We start from the raw sequence: 18,033 nt of genomic DNA on the forward strand, positions 1-18,033 counted from the left end.
GAAAATCGAAATGAACCTTCAGACGAATTCATTCGTCTGTGAGGTCATTTCGATTTTCAAAAACGGACCAAAAACAAAGACCGAAATGTCAACTTATCTCGAGAAATGTGCACCACCATGTAACTTTCTTACATAAATCAAAGTGCAAACAAATTTACTAATATAAAGGTGCATAATCAAGATAAACAAAATTCCCCAGTCAAGGCTTAAAACCAAATTTAAGTGAATCGCTAAACATATTGATATCTAAACTTTTTCTATTTGATAAATGATACGTTTTAACGTATTTAATTTAACGCCTTCATAAAAGTCTGTATGGAATTCGTTAGAGAACGTTAAGAAAGGTGTGGACGGCATCTCGTTTCTTTGACAATAATCTGCCCACTCTTTAGATAGCGTTTCACTACTTATCAAATCTTGGTAAATAACTGAAACTTCTGGTGCTAATACTACATTGATAATGTGCATGACCTGACAGAAAACCTTGATAAAATCCGCTTCTTTTGCTTCTGATAGCTTGTCCCAATCGACTTGAATGGGTAAATATTTAATCTCACCAGCCATCCCATTTTTTCCTTCTACAATAAGACCCTTATGCATAATTCCCATTCCTGGCGGCGATTTCTTTGGAAAATAAATCCCAATTAGGGAGGACTTCCTATATGTCGGTTTTAAATAACTGAACCCATATATAGCAGCATTAATATCATTGATGAGAAAGGTAGGGAGTTTGCATGCATCTTCTACTTTGGTGATTAAATTAACATTCTTTAATAATTCATGACTACTCACCGTAATGATTCCATGATCAGACTGACCTGGAATACCGATTCCAATAGTGACAATCGCTCTAAATTGATTGAGCACAGATTCGATCGCATAGAGGATATCTACGTAATAATAGTTTGGTGATTTAATTACCTCATTAAATATGGAGTCTCCGAATAAATCGATTACATCCAAGAAAAGATAATCCTCTCCCTCGTACTCTCTTAACAAAACAACTAAACCTAACTTAAAATTTTGATTATAAACAAATGAGGAGGCAGGTCTTCCTCCTGTAGACGGAGTTAAAGTGCCTTTTATGACCTCTTTCTCGACCATGAGCTCTTTAAGCAATGATTGAATGGTTACGACAGTTAGCCCTGTTTCTTGTGCAATGATTGCTTTCGTTGTTGATTTTCTATTCCTTAATACCGTCCTCACTTTATTCTTATTTAACTTTTTAACGTCCTTATGGTTAGATTTCATCATACCCTCACTCTTTACAGCGTACTTTCTTTATTTTTATCATATCATACCGCTTCTTTGCTATAAAAAGTGTTGTCACTATACTGATTTTATTGTAGACTTAACACTTATTAAAGTTACTTTAATAAGTGTTAAGTTATAAAGAATATATTTAGGGGAGAAATTGATGCGTAAATTTATATGGATGATTTGTTTAGCTTATTTATTAACTGGCTTTGGTCATATCATCATCGGCTCGGTTTTAGAACAGATGATTACTCACTATCATCTTGATTATAGTGATGGCGGCCAATTGATTATGAATCAATTTTTAGGTTTTTTAGTTGGAGTTTTATTTGCTCCCAAATTGATTAGAACTCTCGGTAGGAGAAAAACGTTAATCCTATCTTTATTTCTTTTTGCGTTCTCCCAGCTAGCCCTAGGCTTACTCATCCCTTGGACTGCGTTGTTAGCCATCGCCCCCCTCGGAGGAGCTGGAATAGGTCTAATCGAGACGACGATAGCCGGTTTAATTGTTGGGAAATTAAAAGAAAAGAAAGCTTCTATTATGGTATTAACTGAGTCCTTATTTGGAATAGGCGCATTAACTGTACCCATTCTTGCTGCTATTTTTATTGCGGTTGGACAATGGAATGAACTGTTTATTGTGATTAGTATTATCGTCTCTATTACACTTATTCTTTGGGTGTTTATCAGATTCGATGAATATGAATATCTGCTTATTAAAGAGAAGAAAACGGATACGAATATTCAAGTACAAAAATATCCTAAGCATACATACGGTATGGTACTATTAGGTTCATTCTTTTTCTTCTTGTATGTCGGTCTTGAGATGACCTTTCCAAACTATTTACCTTCTATACTAAGCATAACTACCGATCTATCTGCTTCTGTTCTCGCATTATCTATCACCATTTTTTGGGGTGCGATGACCATTAGTCGCTTTATTATGATATTTGTTATAGATAAAGTGGGCTTCCATCGCTTGTTTGTTATCACTTGTTTTGGACAGACATTAACGCTAGGTTTGTTCGCTATGTCTTCGACCTATATCATAAGCTTATTCGCTATCTTCTTAACAGGGATTATGATGGGTGGGATTTTCTCACTCGGGCTGTTAGTGGTCAATGACGGAATACCAGGATTAGAAGATCGAACGACGAGCTTAATGTTGGCTCTTGGAGGTTTAGGCGGGGCTTTATTACCAAGGCTTATCGGCGGTATTATGGATCACTATCCTATCCAAGTAACACTCTATACACTCTTTACTTTTTCAATAATCCTTTTCATATTGATGGTGCTTATCACCTCTTTTCGAAAAAAATTAATAACAACAAATTTATGATTTTAAAAAGACTGCTCTAGCGGTCTTTTTTACTTACTCCACAGTATCATGATCCATTCCTTCAAGATCCTTTGTGATCTATAAAAAAGCTACACACCGCTCGTAATCGGATGTGTAGCTTCATTTCACGTACTTAGTTTGCCGTCATTTCTAGATCTTCTACTGGCTTTTCTAAGTAGTCGATATCTTTTCTTGCGTTAAATCTTTCAGCCTTCTCAAGCTTTACAGCGACATTGTAACTAGGAATCTTTGCAAGCTTTTCATAGACACCTTTAGGTAATAAGAAATTGCCTTCTGGGAAGTGAACCTCTAAGTTACCACGTGCAATATCAACAAACTTTGCTTTTCCAGTAAATACGCCATGTTGGTTATAAACCACAACCAGCTCACGCTCAGAAATGCTTAAATCCTTTGCATCTTCAGCATTTAATAATACATCATAACGCTCTGCATTATTAAAGCCATCTGTTTCACTATACACCATAGAGTTAAATTGCTTTCCACGTCTAGTTGTTACATAGAAATCACCAGCAACTTTATTCAAATCAGGAATGTCTACTGGGATTAAGTTACCTTTGCCATCTGGAGTAGGACAAATGCCGTCTTCACATAACCAAGCTCCACCCCATTGGAAGACATCGCCTTGTTTCTTCAAGTTTTGAACGCCATCATAGTTTGGATTAGCTACGGCCATCTCCGCTCGAATCGCATCACCATCTGCAAAATCAACAAGATGAGCCGTTTCTGGCTTCACACGTTTTGCTAAATCGATATAAATCTTCCACTCAGAACGTGCTTCTTCAATCTCAAATTTATTCCCTTCAATTTTCGGAGAGAAGTATACCATACGCTCTGTTGATGTCGACGTACCGCCACCATCTTGCTCATAACGAGTTTTTGCAGGTAAAACAATAACGGCTTCTTTGGCATCTACAAGTGTAGAAGTATTAAAAATAATGTCTTGGTGCACACGAATATCCAAGTTACTTAATGCCTTCTCAACGAAATTCGGATCTGGCATCGTCTCAAGGAAGTTACCACCTGATAAGTAATATAGCTTAACCTTTCGCTCATGGTCTTCTGGCAGTAGACAATTTTCTAATGAGACACCTAGTACATCACCTTGCCATTTTGGTAGTTCAAAATTCCAAAGTTTCTCAATACGCTCAACATTCTTATCATCAAAATCGCCACCAGGTAATACGAATGGATCAGCACCCATCTCTCCACTACCTTGAACACTAGAGTGTCCACGAATTGGCATAACGCCTGAATGTTCACGGCCTAAGAAGCCACGTAATAATGAAAGGTTAGCGACTTGTGAGATATTATCAGAAGCAAAGGTATGCATCGTTAAACCAAGGGACCAAACAAAAATACCTGATTTACTTTTTGCTAATAATAACGCTAATTCACCGATACGTTCTTTCGTTACACCTGAGGATTCTACAATTTCATCCCACGATTGCTCTTGGACCTTTTGCTTTAATTCTTCATAGCCATTTACATGCTCTTGAACAAAGCTGTGATCAATCGCTGAACCATGTTCTTTTTCTTCCATTTCAAACCAGTGCTTCATAATACCGTGCATGAACGCAATATCTCCACCAATATTTACTTGATAGAAATCATCCGCAATTTTTGTACCAAATAAAGCGGATTCTCCAACTGAAGGAATCCAGTAGTTTTCCATTGCCGGCTCACGATAAGGGTTAATACAGATAATTTTCGTCCCTTTACGTTTCGCTGCATACATATATTTTGTGGAGACAGGCTGGTTATTTGCTGCAACTGAACCCCAGAATACGATGACATCAGAACCGATCCAATCTTTATAGTTACAGCTTGCTGCACCAATACCTAATGAACGCTTTAGAGCGGTCTTAGATGGAGAGTGACAAATACGTGATGCATTGTCAATATTATTAGTTCCTAAAAATCTGGATACTTTTGAAGCCACATAATAGGATTCATTAGTAATCCCACGAGATGTTAAGAAGAACCCATAATTCTTTGGATCTAGCTTCTTCATCTTATCAGCAATCATATCCATCGCCGAATCCCAATCAATTCGAGAAAACTTACGCTCTCCTGGACGACGAATAAGTGGATAAGGAATACGACCTAGCTCACGTAATTCCGCACTCGAATATTTGCGAAGTTCATCTATATCAGCATGAACCACTTCTTCTTTCATTGGAGGCATTGTGTTTAGACGTAATACATTTAATCGCGTCGTACAAACGTGTGGCCCAGCTAAAGTTTGATCATAAAGACCACTTACTCCTAGAGCACAGCCGTCACACACACCTTTTGTGATAATATTTTTTGCATAGTTTAAGTTATCCTTGTTTTTCCAAACAACTTTCATTGTATCTGTAAAGTGATGAGGCTTTACCTTTCCTAACCCAAATGGTACCTTACTTACCCACAAATCTGGCTTAGGTGTTTTTGGCAATTTAATTGGTCCTGTATGTTTTGTCTTACCCATTTCAATCAACTCCTAAAAAATTGGTTCTTTTCATAACATATGCTTCATTTCTTACCAACAATAACGAAAGCCTAAAAAAGACAAAAACCACCGATTGCTATTAAGGTTTAATTTAGTAGCGATCGATGGTTTAGCCTTTTGCAGGAACGCTACTAAGTGCCCTAACCATATCTATTTCTTGTTGTTAAACCTCTCCTCAATATCATCCTTGAACACAAATATCGACATACCAAAATCTCTTTCAATATCGATATCTACAAAAAGTTCAACCAATTTCGATTGGAGAAATTCTTCCATTTCTACCGGTGGATTCTTTCGATACATCTCTTTAACCATTTCTGTTCTAGCTGCACGAAGCATTTGCTTCCCTTCATCTGCTGTCGCAATAAACTTTTCTACCGGAGAGAGGTTACCCTCCATTTCGCAAATCGCCCAGTTTTTACAAAAGGTTGTACTTATTTTGCTAGGCCCTTTACCCATATGCTTCTTTCGAAAAGCACGAACCAGATTACTAAATTCAGCCTCGTATTTATTCATTGTTCACCCTCGTCTATTCGAGTGACAAATAATTGTTAGCTAGCTATTTGCTTCGCTTGATTTGCCTCTCTTAATTTCTTTATATCAATTCTTATCACAAGAGAAACAATTAATGCAACTATAAACATTCCGCCAAAAATATACAACGTACCCGCATAACTATCTGTCGCTTCACGAATCCAACTTGCAACCATTGGTCCTACTAAACCAGCAGCTGCCCAAGCTGTTAGAATATATCCATGAATAGCACCTAATTGTTTAGTTCCAAATATGTCACCAATGTATGCTGGAATGGAAGCAAATCCTCCACCATAACAAGTCATAATAAGGAATAAAATAATTTGAAATACAATGGCCGACGTAATGCTTGGTAATAAAAAGAACGTAGCGATTTGAATCGCAAAGAATGTCGTATAAACCGCAGGTCTACCGATATAATCTGAGATTGATGCCCATCCAATTCGACCTAAACCATTAAATACACCCATGATACCAACCATTGTTGCTGCAGCTGCTACTGACAAACCAGCTAACTCTTGAGCCATTGGAGAGGCTACTGCTAAGATCGCAATACCACACGTAACATTAATAAATAACATTAACCACAAGAACCAGAATCTTCTAGTTTTCACAGCCTCATTTGCTGTCAATTGTGATAAATCTTGTTTTACCTTTGAACCACCCTGAGCAAATTCCTTCATATAACCTTCTGGTGGACGCTCTAGATATAGAGCGGCACAAATCATAATCACAAAATAAACAGCTCCAAGTGTGTAAAATGTTTGTGAAATCCCTACAGAATCAATTAATGATTCCATAATTGGACTAGCAATCATTGCTGCAAAGCCAAATCCCATTATAGCTAAACCAGTTGCAAGACCACGACGGTCTGGGAACCACTTTACAAGTGTTGAAACCGGTGTAATATAACCTACCCCGAGGCCAATCCCACCTAATACTCCATAAGATACATATAATAACCATAATGATTCCATCGCTGTTGCAAAACCAGCACCAACCATACCTATCCCAAAAAAGCTAGCCGATACCATTCCAGAAACCCTTGGTCCATATTTCTCTACAAAATGACCCATAAATGCTGCTGAAAGTCCTAAGAAAAGAATGGCAATACTAAATGTTAACGAAATAGAACTTAATCCCCAACCAAATTGATCATGTAATGGGTTCGTAAATACACTCCACGCATAAACCGAACCGATAGAGATATGAATCCCTACTGCCGCTAATGCAATCAGCCACCTGTTCTTTAATTTTTTTCCGTTCTGACTCACTGTTTATTCCTCCCTTTTCAATAAAAAAACCGTCGTCACTTCTAAGAATATAGCTAAATAAGCTATCCTCTTTTAAAGTGGCGACGATTAGTTTTAAGCAGGTTACGCTACTTAATCCCCAATAGAAATCGCTTACAGACAATATGTATCAATTTAAGCCAGCAAACAGGTACGCTATTCCTGCACTTAAATGTTACAAATTTATGAATGCTTCATGTAAATAATACCTTGTTTATCATTCTTTTTCAATATAATTTCTCAAAATTTTGTGTGAAAGTTACTTAGGTACGTTGAGTTGTGCCTTAAAGTTAGCTGGTAACCCATGTGAGTTATATAAATGAGATGTCCGCGTTCAACTATTTGCCCCTCAATAAGAGAAGAAACTTTAGCATTTTTCTTGTCAGCTTTTTTGTTTTGTGATTAGATGAAAGCAATAGCTTGAGGAAGTAGGTTGATGAATATGGAAGGTTCTTTGACGATTAAACGTGAAATACAACGGTATAGACAAGAGCATTTTTCAGCAATGGAAGATGAAATTGTTGTTGAATTTCCATTAACCATCATGATCAATGGCGAAGAGTTTGCCACAATGGTCTGTAGCCCTTACCACTTAGAAGAGCTTGTCATTGGCTTTTTAGCGTCTGAGGGTGTTATTCGTTTTAGAAAAGATATTAAAGATATGAAGATCGATGCAAGCCAAGGATTCGCACATATACAGCTACATCAAGAGAAGATCATTAGTCAACAAACCTTTTCAAAAAGATTTATTGGCTCTTGTTGTGGAAAGAGTCGTCAATTTTACTTTCAAAACGATGTACGAACAGCTAAAACGTCTACGTCTAAAACAAAGTTAACGGCTCAACAATGTATAAACCTTATGACCACCATGCAAGAGGAAAGTACTGTTTTCAAACAAACTGGTGGGGTCCACAATGCAGCACTTTGTACGAGCGAAGATTTAATTGTTAGCCGTACTGATATCGGTCGGCATAATGCACTAGATAAGTTATTTGGCTATTCACTCTTAAACCAAATTCCAATACGAGATAAAGTCCTTGTGTTTAGTGGACGCATCTCCTCAGAGATATTAACCAAGGCAGCAAAGATAGGTGTTGGAATCGTCTTATCAAAATCAGCTCCAACTGACTTAGCGATACAACTTGCCAATGACTTAAATATTACGGCAGTAGGCTTTATACGAAACGGTTCTTTTAATGTGTATTCACATCCAGAAAGAATTATAGAATAAGGAGGCGTTACGATGGGCTCATGTAATCTCGATCATTCCCGTGAAGATGTAATCAAAAAACTATATTCTCAAGAAACCTTTTTAAGACAAGATTTCTTTCAGCAGTTAGCAGATTATTTACGTATCGAAAAACCACAGGACGAATTAAACGAACTCTTTCATCTGCTCAAGAAGTTTGACTTGGCAACAGAGGAAGAACAAGATGTCCGCCTTGTCAAAATGAAAAAGCTCATAGGTTGATCTATTTTAATCAAACGTTTGTTTAAATCTCAAAAAAACAAAAACCTCTCCATTTAGGAGAGGTTTTTTCCTCATTAACGTGCCTCTAAACGAGCGATACGCTCATCAATATCAGGGTGTGTGGAGAAAAGGTTTGACTTTCTTTTTCCGTTAATTTTCATCGTAGCGACTGCAGAATCATCCGTACGATCGTTTTCAATACGTGCACGTTCCATATGTGCTTTTAATGAACGAAGGGCATGTGCCATTTTGTCATTACCTGCTAAGTCACCACCCCCGCGGTCTGCGTGGAATTCACGATGACGAGAATATGCGTTCACAACGATACTCCCTAAGATAGTGAATAAAATTTGGAACACAATAATTGAAGCAAAGTGAACAATAAACGAATACTGTTCAGGAACGAGTCGAGAAGCAACGATCGCAATAATTCTAGCTAAGAATACAACAAATGTATTGACGATACCTTGTAGTAAAGTCATCGTGACCATATCACCGTTTGCAACGTGAGCAACTTCATGGGCAATAACACCTTCAACCGCATCTTCATCCATAGCTTGTAATAATCCCGTTGATACAGCAACTAATGAACGTTTCTTCGATGGTCCCGTTGCAAACGCGTTTACTTCTGAAGATTGATAAATACCTACTTCAGGCATGTGTGTTAATCCTGCCGCACGTGAAAGACGGTGAACTTTTTCAACAACAGAACGTTCAGTTGGAGACAAGTTTCCATTTGGGTCTAACACTTGCACCTTCATCATCATTTTTGCAACCCAACGTGACATCGCTAATGAGATAAAAGATCCGGAAAAACCAACGATAATACTAAAGAGCATAATCGCTCCAAAACTAATGCCACCATCAGCTGTTTGGAATGATAAGTTCCAATCAGTGAAATAAATAATTGCCGACCAGACAACTAAAATTGTCGTCATGACCAATATGTTTGTTAATAAGAAAAGTAATATCCTTTTACCCATTCTGATCCTCCTGAAATAAATGTAATGATACTATTTTAACACGAAAGTATTAGAAGTTTATACTATTATTCATTGATTCAAAAATTTCACATCTCCCTATTAAAATGCTCCATTTTTTCAACCACTTCTACTATATACGACTCAACTAAAGATAAGTTTCAAACTTCTTTACACCTACTATTTTTTATACAAAAAACTACAAAACAAAGAGTAACCCCCTAGCGACGAGCAACGCACATGCAAACCCTATTGCTCTTGATTACTTTTTATTAATTTGTATGGGAAGCACACTAATTAAGAAGCCTGCACCAGCCCTAGCGGAGGGTAACTTTCATACAAAACGCACATGGCGAAGCCCCATTCATTTCGCCACCAACAAAGATGAAAGTAGTGGCGACTATTTAAACAGTTGGCCCGTTTACAACTCCATCACGATTAGGATTCCGCACGACCAAAAAGGGAGCATTGTCCTGTTAAGGCCGTCTATCGCAAGATGGATGACTAGCTAACTTCAAGGCACAACCTATCGCCCCTAAGTCCACTTTCATACAAAAAATTATGTAACGTCCTTTTAGTATGATAAAATCCCCTTATCTATAAATAAAGTAAGAGGTGTTTCCTACTTTGACAAAAAGTAAAAAAATCATAAACGCAGAGCTCGTCCAAAAATTTGAACATCACTTTAGATGTCCACTTTGCGAAAAACCAATTACAGTCGAACAACTCAAAAGCTTCACCTGCCAGAATAATCACAGCTTTGATTTCACAAAACAAGGTTACTTAAATCTAATGACACAACCTTCAAAAACAGACTATGACAAAAAGTTATTCGAACACCGTCAACACCTGATTGCCAAAACACCATTCTTCCACCCTTTACACGAAGAATTAGTCCAAATCATCCAATCCAATACGATTAAACAGTCACATCCACTTACTCTACTTGATATCGGCTGTGGAGAAGGCTCTCACTTACATACATTATTACAACATGAAAAGTTAACGAATTATACTGGATTTGGGTTAGACATCGCTAAAGAAGGTATCATAGCAGCAGCAAAAGCCTATACACATAAAATATGGCTTGTTGGCGATCTCGCTAAATCGCCATTTCAATCCAAAAGTTTTGATCTCTTATTAAATATTCTTTCACCGTCTAATTATGAGGAATTTAAGCGTATATTAAAGAACGAAGGAACTTTAATTAAGGTAATACCTGCTTCAAATTATTTAAGCGAACTACGAACGTTCTTTTATGAAAACCAACAAAAAGAAACGTATCAAAATGATGACACACTCTCTCTTTTTCAAGAGCATTTCCCACAGTTCGAAGAAAAGAGAGTGACCTATCAAGTTAAATTAGACCGAGATGAATTAACGGCATTGGTTTATATGACTCCTTTAACTTGGCGTGCTAACGCTCAACAAAAACAAGACTTTATTAATACACATGCAGACAAGCTTATTACAATTGATTTGCTTGTACTTATCGGTAGCCTCACACAATAAACCAAAAAAGCATACGCCTCCAAAACGTATGCTTCATTTCTATGATGCCATTAGCTTACTTTATGAATATGTTGCGTAGAATTTCCTTTTCCTGTTAGTGTAAAAAAGATAATGACGCCAATTGCCGATGTTGTAAACATAATCGCTCCCATTGGCACTGCCGAACTCTCATTAATACCTACAAGGGGTGCCATCACCGAACCTACAATGAGTGGTAGCATTCCAATTAATGCACTAGCACTCCCCGCTCGATGCCTTTGTGTACGCATCGCTAATGTAGTGGCACTTGTAATAATAATACCAATAGAAGACATATAGAGAAAAATCGCCAGCACAATCATGACTAATGGTCCTTTTACAATGGCCATCGTTAGTAACAATGTATTAGCACTAATAGCAATGATTACACCGACCTTTAATAAACTTCTTTCTTCATACTTCTCACTTAACTTACCTACTGAAAAGCTACCCGCAATAATAGCTAAACCATTAATACCAAATAATATACTAAATACTTGAGGTGACACCCCATATATTCCTTGATAAACAAACGGTGTTCCTGCCACATAAGCAAAACTTCCACCGTGTATGATTCCGACTATTAATGCATAACCAATATAGGACCGATCTCGAATTAAACTACCCATCGTACGAATTGAATTTCCTATTGATACAGGTTGTCTTCTCTCTACAGACAATGATTCCTTTAACTTAGTCGCAACAATAAACACAATACATAAACCTAAGACACTTAAGAAATAAAAAATCGTATGCCACGTTGCGAACGGTAATAATAAGACAGCTCCACCTGCCATTGGTGCGATCATAGGTGCTGTAGAATTAATGACCATTAATAACGCAAAAAATTTCGTGAACTCCCTTCCTGTGAACACGTCACTCACAACCGCCCGCGACAAAACGATACCCGCTGAGGCTGTTAAGCCTTGAAGGAACCTCCCAATAATAAGAACGGTGATATTTGGTGCCAGTGCGCAGACTAATGAAGCTAAAGAAAATAAGGTTAAAGAAATTAATAATGGCTTTCTTCGTCCAATAGAGTCACTAATGGGACCCACAATAAGCTGTCCCACTGCTAAACCTATTAAAAACGTTGTTAAACTAAACTGAACAAGTGAAGCTCTTGCCCCTAAGTCAGCACCAATCTCTGGGAAACTAGGGAGATACATGTCGATATTAAAAGGCCCAAGCATGGCTAATGAGCCGAGGATGAAAGCCAATGCTATTCGTTTTTTTCCAGTGGGGTTTCTCTCCATCCCTACTACCTTCTTTCTATTTTCTCTATTTAGTCGCAATAAAAAGGGCATAGCCCTAAAATTCCGTCATCCGAAATGAATAATCTTATTATAGATCGTATTCCTTGAAATTGCTGTATTTTTGTATGAACTAACGCTGGAATGCGGAGCACTAATTGCCGCTACCGAAAATCATGCTCCGCGTCCTATGGGGTGGCACCGAACTAACTAGCTTCGCTAGTGGATTTCGGATTTGCCACTACGTCCCATGGGAGTCTACGCATGTTTTCGTCCGCTCGGTTAATGCTGATTCTCAAGTTCAAAAGCATTCTTACAACAAATAGTAAAAAAGAACAAGAACAAGGTGAATAAAGAGCCAAAATGTTAAAGGCAATATCCAACTTTCATTTTTGTTGGTGGCGAAGTGTGAGAATCCCCAAAGTCATTGTTGAATAAAAAGCCACCAGGTAAAAGCATTGCTAGTAACATAGCAATGCTTTTACTTGGCTTATGTTGCTACTTCTTCGCTTTTCCTACAACATTGCAATCCTTTTTCTCCGCTTATGTTGTTACTTCCTCGCTTTTCCTACAACATTGCAATCCTTTTTCTCCGCTTATGTTGTTACTTCCTCGCTTTTCCTACAACATTGCAATCCTTTTTCTCCGCTTATGTTGTTACTTCCTCGCTTCTCCTACAACATTGCAATGCTTTTGCTCTGCTTATGTTGCTACTTCTTCGCTTTTCCCACATCTTCCGCGTCTAACCTCTTCACCCTTTTTCGATTTTATGTAAATGGCTCAAATATAAAAACCCTGCAAAAATTGCAGGGTTTCTAACTTTACTTATTAGTTATGATCATAATCTCTCATATCATTACGATCAATCCTGATATCATAAGGCTCTACTTGATTACGACGGTATTTCCCACGCATTCCCTGGGTGTCAACTCCATCATTGTCAAGGTCGCCATCTAAATCATCGTTTAAATCATCATTTAGATCATCTTCAATTACTGGATCTTCAGTAGGAACATTCTCGTCCAGCATTGGATCATTTGGCTCTTCTGTTCCACCACAAGCCGTTAGCATCGTTAATGCCATTGCAGTAGAAACTGTACCTATTAACCACTTCTTCATCACTTTTCACCTACCTCTCCAATGGACTGTATTTAAAGTATGTCCATCAAAAAGTTTCACATGTGATGAAAAATTTGGTCTGGTTTCAGAAGAATAAATTTCAACTTATTCGGCTGTAAAGGCAAACACAGGTAATGGCTTTATTATTTGGTTCATGTTCTCGTGACAAGTTTTTAGAATTTGCCACTGTGCACGCAAATTTTCTTTTACTTTATCAGGCATATCATTAATCGCATTCATCTGTTTTTCAAAGTCCTCACAAACATATTGAACTTCCCACTGTCCATCCTGAAGGTCTAGTGAATGAATAATCGTTTTATGAGCAATTTCCCAGCCTGCTAAATTAGCTAAACTTATTATTTTCTCAGGGGTAAGTAAGGTACGAATATTTGCTTGACTTGATTTCTTATAGGCCTCATATTGGGACTGAATCATGGCAGCTAATAAATGGGGATACTGAACCATTTCTTCAATATGTGTAGACCACTCTGCAAAACATAACCGCTTACCTAATGGACGTAATTTCTTAAAAAGCTCAAATACTTCAGCTTCCGACGCCATATACCATGAACTATGAGAAAATACGATTTGATCGTACATATTTCTCGGGAAATGAACATCATCTAACAGAATATCTTGGTCAAATTCGACATGAATCTGTTCGCCTAGCTTTGTTGCCTTTATTTTATCCATAGCCTGACCTAACGTTAAAGGTGAACCATAATCTGGTTTTGCTTTATCAATAGCATCCACTGCACCACTCTCACCAACACAAGCAGCAAGTACTGCTGTCATATCACCTTGTCCACAACCAATTTCTAACACATTGTCACCTTTTTTGATATCCCAAAAATGAGCCAGTTTCATTCGATGTTTTGTTTGAATGAATTGTATTTCCTTCATTGGTTCGTCAAGTCCTAATTCTTCAACTATTTGTTTTATATTCAGTTCCATACACACACCCCTTTTTAAATATTCTAACATTTAAAGGTTACTCGTTACTCTAATAAAAAAACTTTCCGTACATGTTATCGGAAAGTTCTTTTTATTGGTTACATTCCTTTTATGGTCTGCTTTTCCTCATTCTCAGCTGGCACAGGACGCTTAATAAAGAAGGCCAAACATAAAGTAACCGCTAAGATAAGTGTTGAAACAAAAAATGCAAAATTAATACCTTCTAACTGCGAAATCAAACTTATTTGTAACTTGGCTTGTTCCAAAGCTTCAGCACTATTATTAATCGGTAAAATTTCGTTGGCTAACCGCCCCTCTGCAACATTCGCTTTCGTTTGCATAACCGTAACTAACAAAGCAGAACCGATTGCACCAGAGACCTGATTTAAGGTGCTATTCATTGCCGTTCCATGCGGGTTCATACGGTTAGGTAATTGGTTAAGTCCATTTGTCATAACAGGCATCATGACCATCGACATTCCAAACATTCTAATAGTAAAAATAAACACCAAAGTTGTATAAGAAATCTCCATCGTTAATTGGCTAAAAATATAATTAGATATAAGTGTAATGGATAGACCGATAATCGCTAGCGTTTTCGCTCCAAACTTATCAAATAAACGGCCCGTAATAGGTGACATTAAGCCCATTACAATCGCTCCTGGGAGCATTAATAATCCAGCTTCCAACGGCGTAAAGCCTCGAATAATTTGTAAATAAATCGGCATCAAAAGCATACCTGAAAATAGTGCTAAGTTCATTGTAATTGAGATAGCCGATGACAATGAAAACATCGGATACTTATATACACCAAAGTCTAACATCGGTTTTTCCAGCTGTGATTGTCTTATTACATATATAACTAACGACACGGCACCAGCAATTAAGGTGACTAATACAATTGTATCTGACCAACCTCGATCACCAGCAGAGCTAAAACCATATAATATCCCACCGAAACCTATTGTTGACAAAATAACAGAAATGACATCGATTTTAATGTCAATTTGGTCATTTTTTTCCTTAATTTTAAAAGCAGCCACAATTAAAACTAATAAAGCTACTGGCGAAATGATATGAAATAAAATCGGCCAATCATAGTATTGAATTAAATAGCCTGAAAGTGTTGGCCCAATCGCAGGTGCAAAAACCATAACTAGACCAAATACACCCATAGCCTGCCCCCGTTTTTCAACAGGAAAACTGTTAAGCATAACATTCATTAATAATGGCATCATAATGGCCGAACCAGATGCTTGAATCATACGTCCCGCTAATAAAAAGCCAAAATTAGGTGCAAAACCACCAACAAGTGTTCCTAACGTAAATAGGATCATAGCTGTTAAGAATAACTTTTTTGTAGAAAAGCGTTGAATTAAAAAAGCTGTAATCGGAATTAAAACACCGTTTACAAGCATATAACCCGTTGTCACCCATTGAACAGTTGAAGGCGATATTTGGAATTCATTCATAATAGACGGCAGCGCAATATTTAATAACGTATTAGCTAAAAAGGCCACAAAAGCCCCGGCTAACAAAACAACAATTAATGTATAATCCGGCTTAATGATCTCTTTCGAATGTTCCATCCTTACTCCCCATTTCTATGCGACAATTATCAACACTGTGTTCGATAATGTCTACATTGACCATTATAGATCAAAGCATTTATAATTCAATAAACAAAAAGGGTAAAATTGTTACTTTCTCAACATATCATTAGTTTTTGTTGAATAATAACAAATTATTTAAAAGGATGTTTTTATTGTGGAAAAAACGAAAGAAGATCGACGTATCGTTCGGACTAAAAAGATGATTCGTGAGGCCCTTACCCAATTGATGAATACAAAAGGTTTTGAAGGCCTAACCGTGCGTGATATAACAGAAAAAGCGAATATAAACCGAGGCACATTTTATTTACATTATCGCGATAAATATGACCTGCTCGAAAAGTCGGAAATGGAAATCATTGAAGAATTTAAAAAGGTAAGAAGCGAAACATTTGTGCACTATCAAAATTTCATTAAAAATGGTCGCTTCTCTAACGAGCCATCCCCATACATGGTTAAACTCCTCGAATGTGTTCAACAGCATGCCGAAGTGATGTCTGTACTATTAGGTCCAAAAGGAGACCCTGGATTTCATGTAAAACTAAAAAAAGAGATGATGGAAAACATGGAAAGGCTAATCATCAAACATTCTGCGGCACTCCCTTCTTCCGTTCCAATCGATTATATTAGTGCCATTTCCGTCTCCTCTCAACTCGGTGTTATTCAGCATTGGCTTGATACAGGTATGAAACAATCACCTATTGAAGTTGCTACCTATATGAAAAAAGTCGTATTCGGAAGCTTCAACCCTGAGCAAACACCATGATTTTCCGTCTATAACAAGGGTTCTGCTTAAAAGAACCCTTGTCTTTATATCTTTATCTAAATGGATTCCGTATTCGTTGCATTAAAAAAGAACAGTGCACAAACAAAAAGACCGTCTGGACGGTTTTATAAATGGAAAGGAGAAAAACAATATGCAAACTAAAGCAGAGCAAACCAAAAAACATATTCTAGAAGCAGCAACATCCTATTTCCTTGAATATGATTTTACCTCTTTTACACTTGCTAACATTGCCCAATATGCAAAGGTTAGCAAAGGCGGTTGGTTATGTTATGAACCCTTGTATTATTAGCTTTTTCAATTATATTTGAAGTTTTGGAAACAACCATGCTAAAAGTGTCAGAGCGAATTCAAAAAATGGCTCCTTCTATAGCGGTTGTTCTTGGGTTTATCGCAGCCTTTTATTTTCTTTCTTTATGTCTTAAACATTCCCTTAAGTTTGGCTTACGCGATATGGTCAGGAGTCGGGAGAGCACTTACTGCAATCATTGGAATTATCATATGGAATGACCCTTTTAACATCTTAACTTTTTCAGGATTAGTCCCATTATTGGCGGTGTTGTGATATTAAATACGTCTAAAAGGGTTAAATCAGTTAAAAAACGATGATAGCTTCTTAAATGTATATGGTGCAGGTATTTACCCCTTAGGTTCTTTTACGAAATACAAAACTAAGAAGTAGTAATGCTACACCTATAACTAGTACTTGCGTCGACATCTTATTTTCAAGTTCAATAAAATGGATCATTTCAAAACGAATAAGTAACGCAACTATAAACAGTATAAAGCCCATCCAAGCAAGCCATCTACCTGGCGCACTCCACTCCATCATCTAACATCTCCTTCGCTTCTAGTTTCTCCCTCCAGACACCTATTCCATATTTTCCATTTACTCTACATGAATATCGATCGGCTCAATGGCTAATCCATCTATAAGCTCCTCTACTCCATCGCCCTCAAAAGTCCATTGGAAAGAGAGTTCAAATGTACCTGCTTGATTAGGGTTCACTTGCTTATTAATTTTCTCTAAATTACCTTTTGAATATATAGATTGAATAGCAATAGAGTGGTAATCAGACTGTTTCTCATCCCCATCAAATTCTAATTGTAAAGGTGACGGTCCTTGCCACAATTCTAAATCTTCATCCCCTAAATAGGTCAGCTCCACTTCGACCATAAATTCAGAGTTTATTTGTACATGGATAGGTATAGATATAGAGACTTTAAAATAGTCATTTTCTTTTACCATCATTTCCCTATATGCTTGTGAATCATTTGGTTGCTCTTGGTTCGTTTCTGACTGAACCTGACACCCAATCAGGAGCATAGTCGTGACAATCAAAGCAACTAGTATACTCTTCAAAACCAACCCCTCCTCTTAATCCCTTTGTAAATGTT

17 protein-coding genes and 1 pseudogene are annotated in these 18,033 nt (G+C 37.3%); 7 read left to right on the plus strand and 11 right to left on the minus strand.

The genetic code is table 11. The features are described 5' to 3' along the window. Nucleotides 1-246: 246 nt before the first annotated feature. Nucleotides 247-1,254, minus strand: coding sequence for an ROK family protein (locus PQ479_RS19410; protein ID WP_047988160.1), 1,008 nt, complete (start codon nt 1,252-1,254; stop codon nt 247-249). 163 nt (nt 1,255-1,417) lie between these two features. On the opposite strand from PQ479_RS19410, the gene PQ479_RS19415 reads away from it, so the two are divergent. Continuing rightward, the gene (locus tag PQ479_RS19415; RefSeq protein ID WP_047988159.1) at nt 1,418-2,596 is read left to right on the plus strand and encodes an MFS transporter; all 1,179 of its coding nucleotides are present in this window, start codon (nt 1,418-1,420) and stop codon (nt 2,594-2,596) included. Between the two features lie 133 nt (nt 2,597-2,729). Here PQ479_RS19415 and PQ479_RS19420 read toward each other — a convergent pair whose 3' ends face one another. From PQ479_RS19420 to PQ479_RS19430, 3 genes are all read right to left on the minus strand, one after another. Further along, entirely contained in the window at nt 2,730-5,087 is a 2,358-nt protein-coding gene (locus tag PQ479_RS19420; protein WP_047988158.1) for an FdhF/YdeP family oxidoreductase, read from the minus strand. Nucleotides 5,088-5,258: 171 nt separating this feature from the next. Next, on the minus strand, nt 5,259-5,624 hold the full coding sequence (locus tag PQ479_RS19425) for a Na-translocating system protein MpsC family protein (protein ID WP_047988157.1): 366 nt from the start codon (nt 5,622-5,624) through the stop codon (nt 5,259-5,261). Between the two features lie 35 nt (nt 5,625-5,659). Next, a complete protein-coding gene (locus tag PQ479_RS19430) occupies nt 5,660-6,916 on the minus strand; it encodes an L-lactate MFS transporter (RefSeq protein WP_047988156.1) in 1,257 nt (418 codons plus the stop codon). Nucleotides 6,917-7,376: 460 nt separating this feature from the next. Between PQ479_RS19430 and fdhD the strand changes: the two genes are divergently transcribed. Both fdhD and PQ479_RS19440 read left to right on the plus strand, forming a co-directional pair. Then, entirely contained in the window at nt 7,377-8,165 is a 789-nt protein-coding gene (fdhD, locus tag PQ479_RS19435) for a formate dehydrogenase accessory sulfurtransferase FdhD (protein ID WP_047988259.1), read from the plus strand. A gap of 12 nt (nt 8,166-8,177) precedes the next feature. Next, complete coding sequence (locus PQ479_RS19440) at nt 8,178-8,405, plus strand: hypothetical protein (protein WP_047988155.1); 228 nt, start codon at nt 8,178-8,180, stop codon at nt 8,403-8,405. Between the two features lie 74 nt (nt 8,406-8,479). Here the strand turns inward: PQ479_RS19440 and htpX are convergent, their stop codons facing one another. Beyond that, nucleotides 8,480-9,388, minus strand: coding sequence for a protease HtpX (htpX, locus tag PQ479_RS19445; protein WP_047988154.1), 909 nt, complete (start codon nt 9,386-9,388; stop codon nt 8,480-8,482). Nucleotides 9,389-10,012: 624 nt separating this feature from the next. On the opposite strand from htpX, the gene PQ479_RS19450 reads away from it, so the two are divergent. After that, entirely contained in the window at nt 10,013-10,897 is an 885-nt protein-coding gene (locus PQ479_RS19450) for a putative RNA methyltransferase (protein WP_047988153.1), read from the plus strand. Nucleotides 10,898-10,947: 50 nt separating this feature from the next. Here PQ479_RS19450 and PQ479_RS19455 read toward each other — a convergent pair whose 3' ends face one another. The 4 genes from PQ479_RS19455 to PQ479_RS19470 all read right to left on the minus strand — a co-directional run bounded on the left by PQ479_RS19455 (nt 10,948) and on the right by PQ479_RS19470 (nt 15,830). Next, complete coding sequence (locus PQ479_RS19455) at nt 10,948-12,171, minus strand: Bcr/CflA family efflux MFS transporter (RefSeq protein WP_047988152.1); 1,224 nt, start codon at nt 12,169-12,171, stop codon at nt 10,948-10,950. A gap of 825 nt (nt 12,172-12,996) precedes the next feature. Beyond that, nucleotides 12,997-13,290 (minus strand): hypothetical protein, encoded by a 294-nt coding sequence (locus PQ479_RS19460; protein ID WP_273717174.1) that lies wholly within the window; start codon nt 13,288-13,290, stop codon nt 12,997-12,999. A 102-nt stretch (nt 13,291-13,392) separates the two neighbouring features. Next, nucleotides 13,393-14,241, minus strand: coding sequence for a class I SAM-dependent methyltransferase (locus PQ479_RS19465; RefSeq protein WP_083991204.1), 849 nt, complete (start codon nt 14,239-14,241; stop codon nt 13,393-13,395). Between the two features lie 98 nt (nt 14,242-14,339). Further along, nucleotides 14,340-15,830, minus strand: a complete 1,491-nt coding sequence (locus PQ479_RS19470; RefSeq protein ID WP_047988150.1) for a DHA2 family efflux MFS transporter permease subunit — start codon at nt 15,828-15,830, stop codon at nt 14,340-14,342. A 178-nt stretch (nt 15,831-16,008) separates the two neighbouring features. Between PQ479_RS19470 and PQ479_RS19475 the strand changes: the two genes are divergently transcribed. The 3 genes and pseudogenes from PQ479_RS19475 to PQ479_RS19485 all read left to right on the plus strand — a co-directional run bounded on the left by PQ479_RS19475 (nt 16,009) and on the right by PQ479_RS19485 (nt 17,244). Continuing rightward, nucleotides 16,009-16,617 (plus strand): TetR/AcrR family transcriptional regulator, encoded by a 609-nt coding sequence (locus PQ479_RS19475; protein WP_047988149.1) that lies wholly within the window; start codon nt 16,009-16,011, stop codon nt 16,615-16,617. A 151-nt stretch (nt 16,618-16,768) separates the two neighbouring features. Beyond that, nucleotides 16,769-16,927: a TetR/AcrR family transcriptional regulator gene (locus tag PQ479_RS19480; RefSeq protein WP_273717175.1), complete on the plus strand. Its 159-nt coding sequence runs from the start codon at nt 16,769-16,771 to the stop codon at nt 16,925-16,927. Between the two features lie 35 nt (nt 16,928-16,962). Next, a pseudogene (locus tag PQ479_RS19485) lies at nt 16,963-17,244 on the plus strand (DMT family transporter). Nucleotides 17,245-17,281: 37 nt separating this feature from the next. Here the strand turns inward: PQ479_RS19485 and PQ479_RS19490 are convergent. Both PQ479_RS19490 and PQ479_RS19495 read right to left on the minus strand, forming a co-directional pair. Beyond that, the gene (locus PQ479_RS19490; RefSeq protein ID WP_047988148.1) at nt 17,282-17,467 is read right to left on the minus strand and encodes a hypothetical protein; all 186 of its coding nucleotides are present in this window, start codon (nt 17,465-17,467) and stop codon (nt 17,282-17,284) included. A gap of 57 nt (nt 17,468-17,524) precedes the next feature. Continuing rightward, nucleotides 17,525-17,998, minus strand: coding sequence for a hypothetical protein (locus PQ479_RS19495; protein ID WP_047988147.1), 474 nt, complete (start codon nt 17,996-17,998; stop codon nt 17,525-17,527). Between the last annotated feature and the right edge of the window lie 35 nt (nt 17,999-18,033).

This window comes from Alkalihalobacillus pseudalcaliphilus (assembly GCF_028610675.1).
Lineage (GTDB): Bacteria > Bacillota > Bacilli > Bacillales > Bacillaceae_D > Alkalihalobacillus > Alkalihalobacillus pseudalcaliphilus.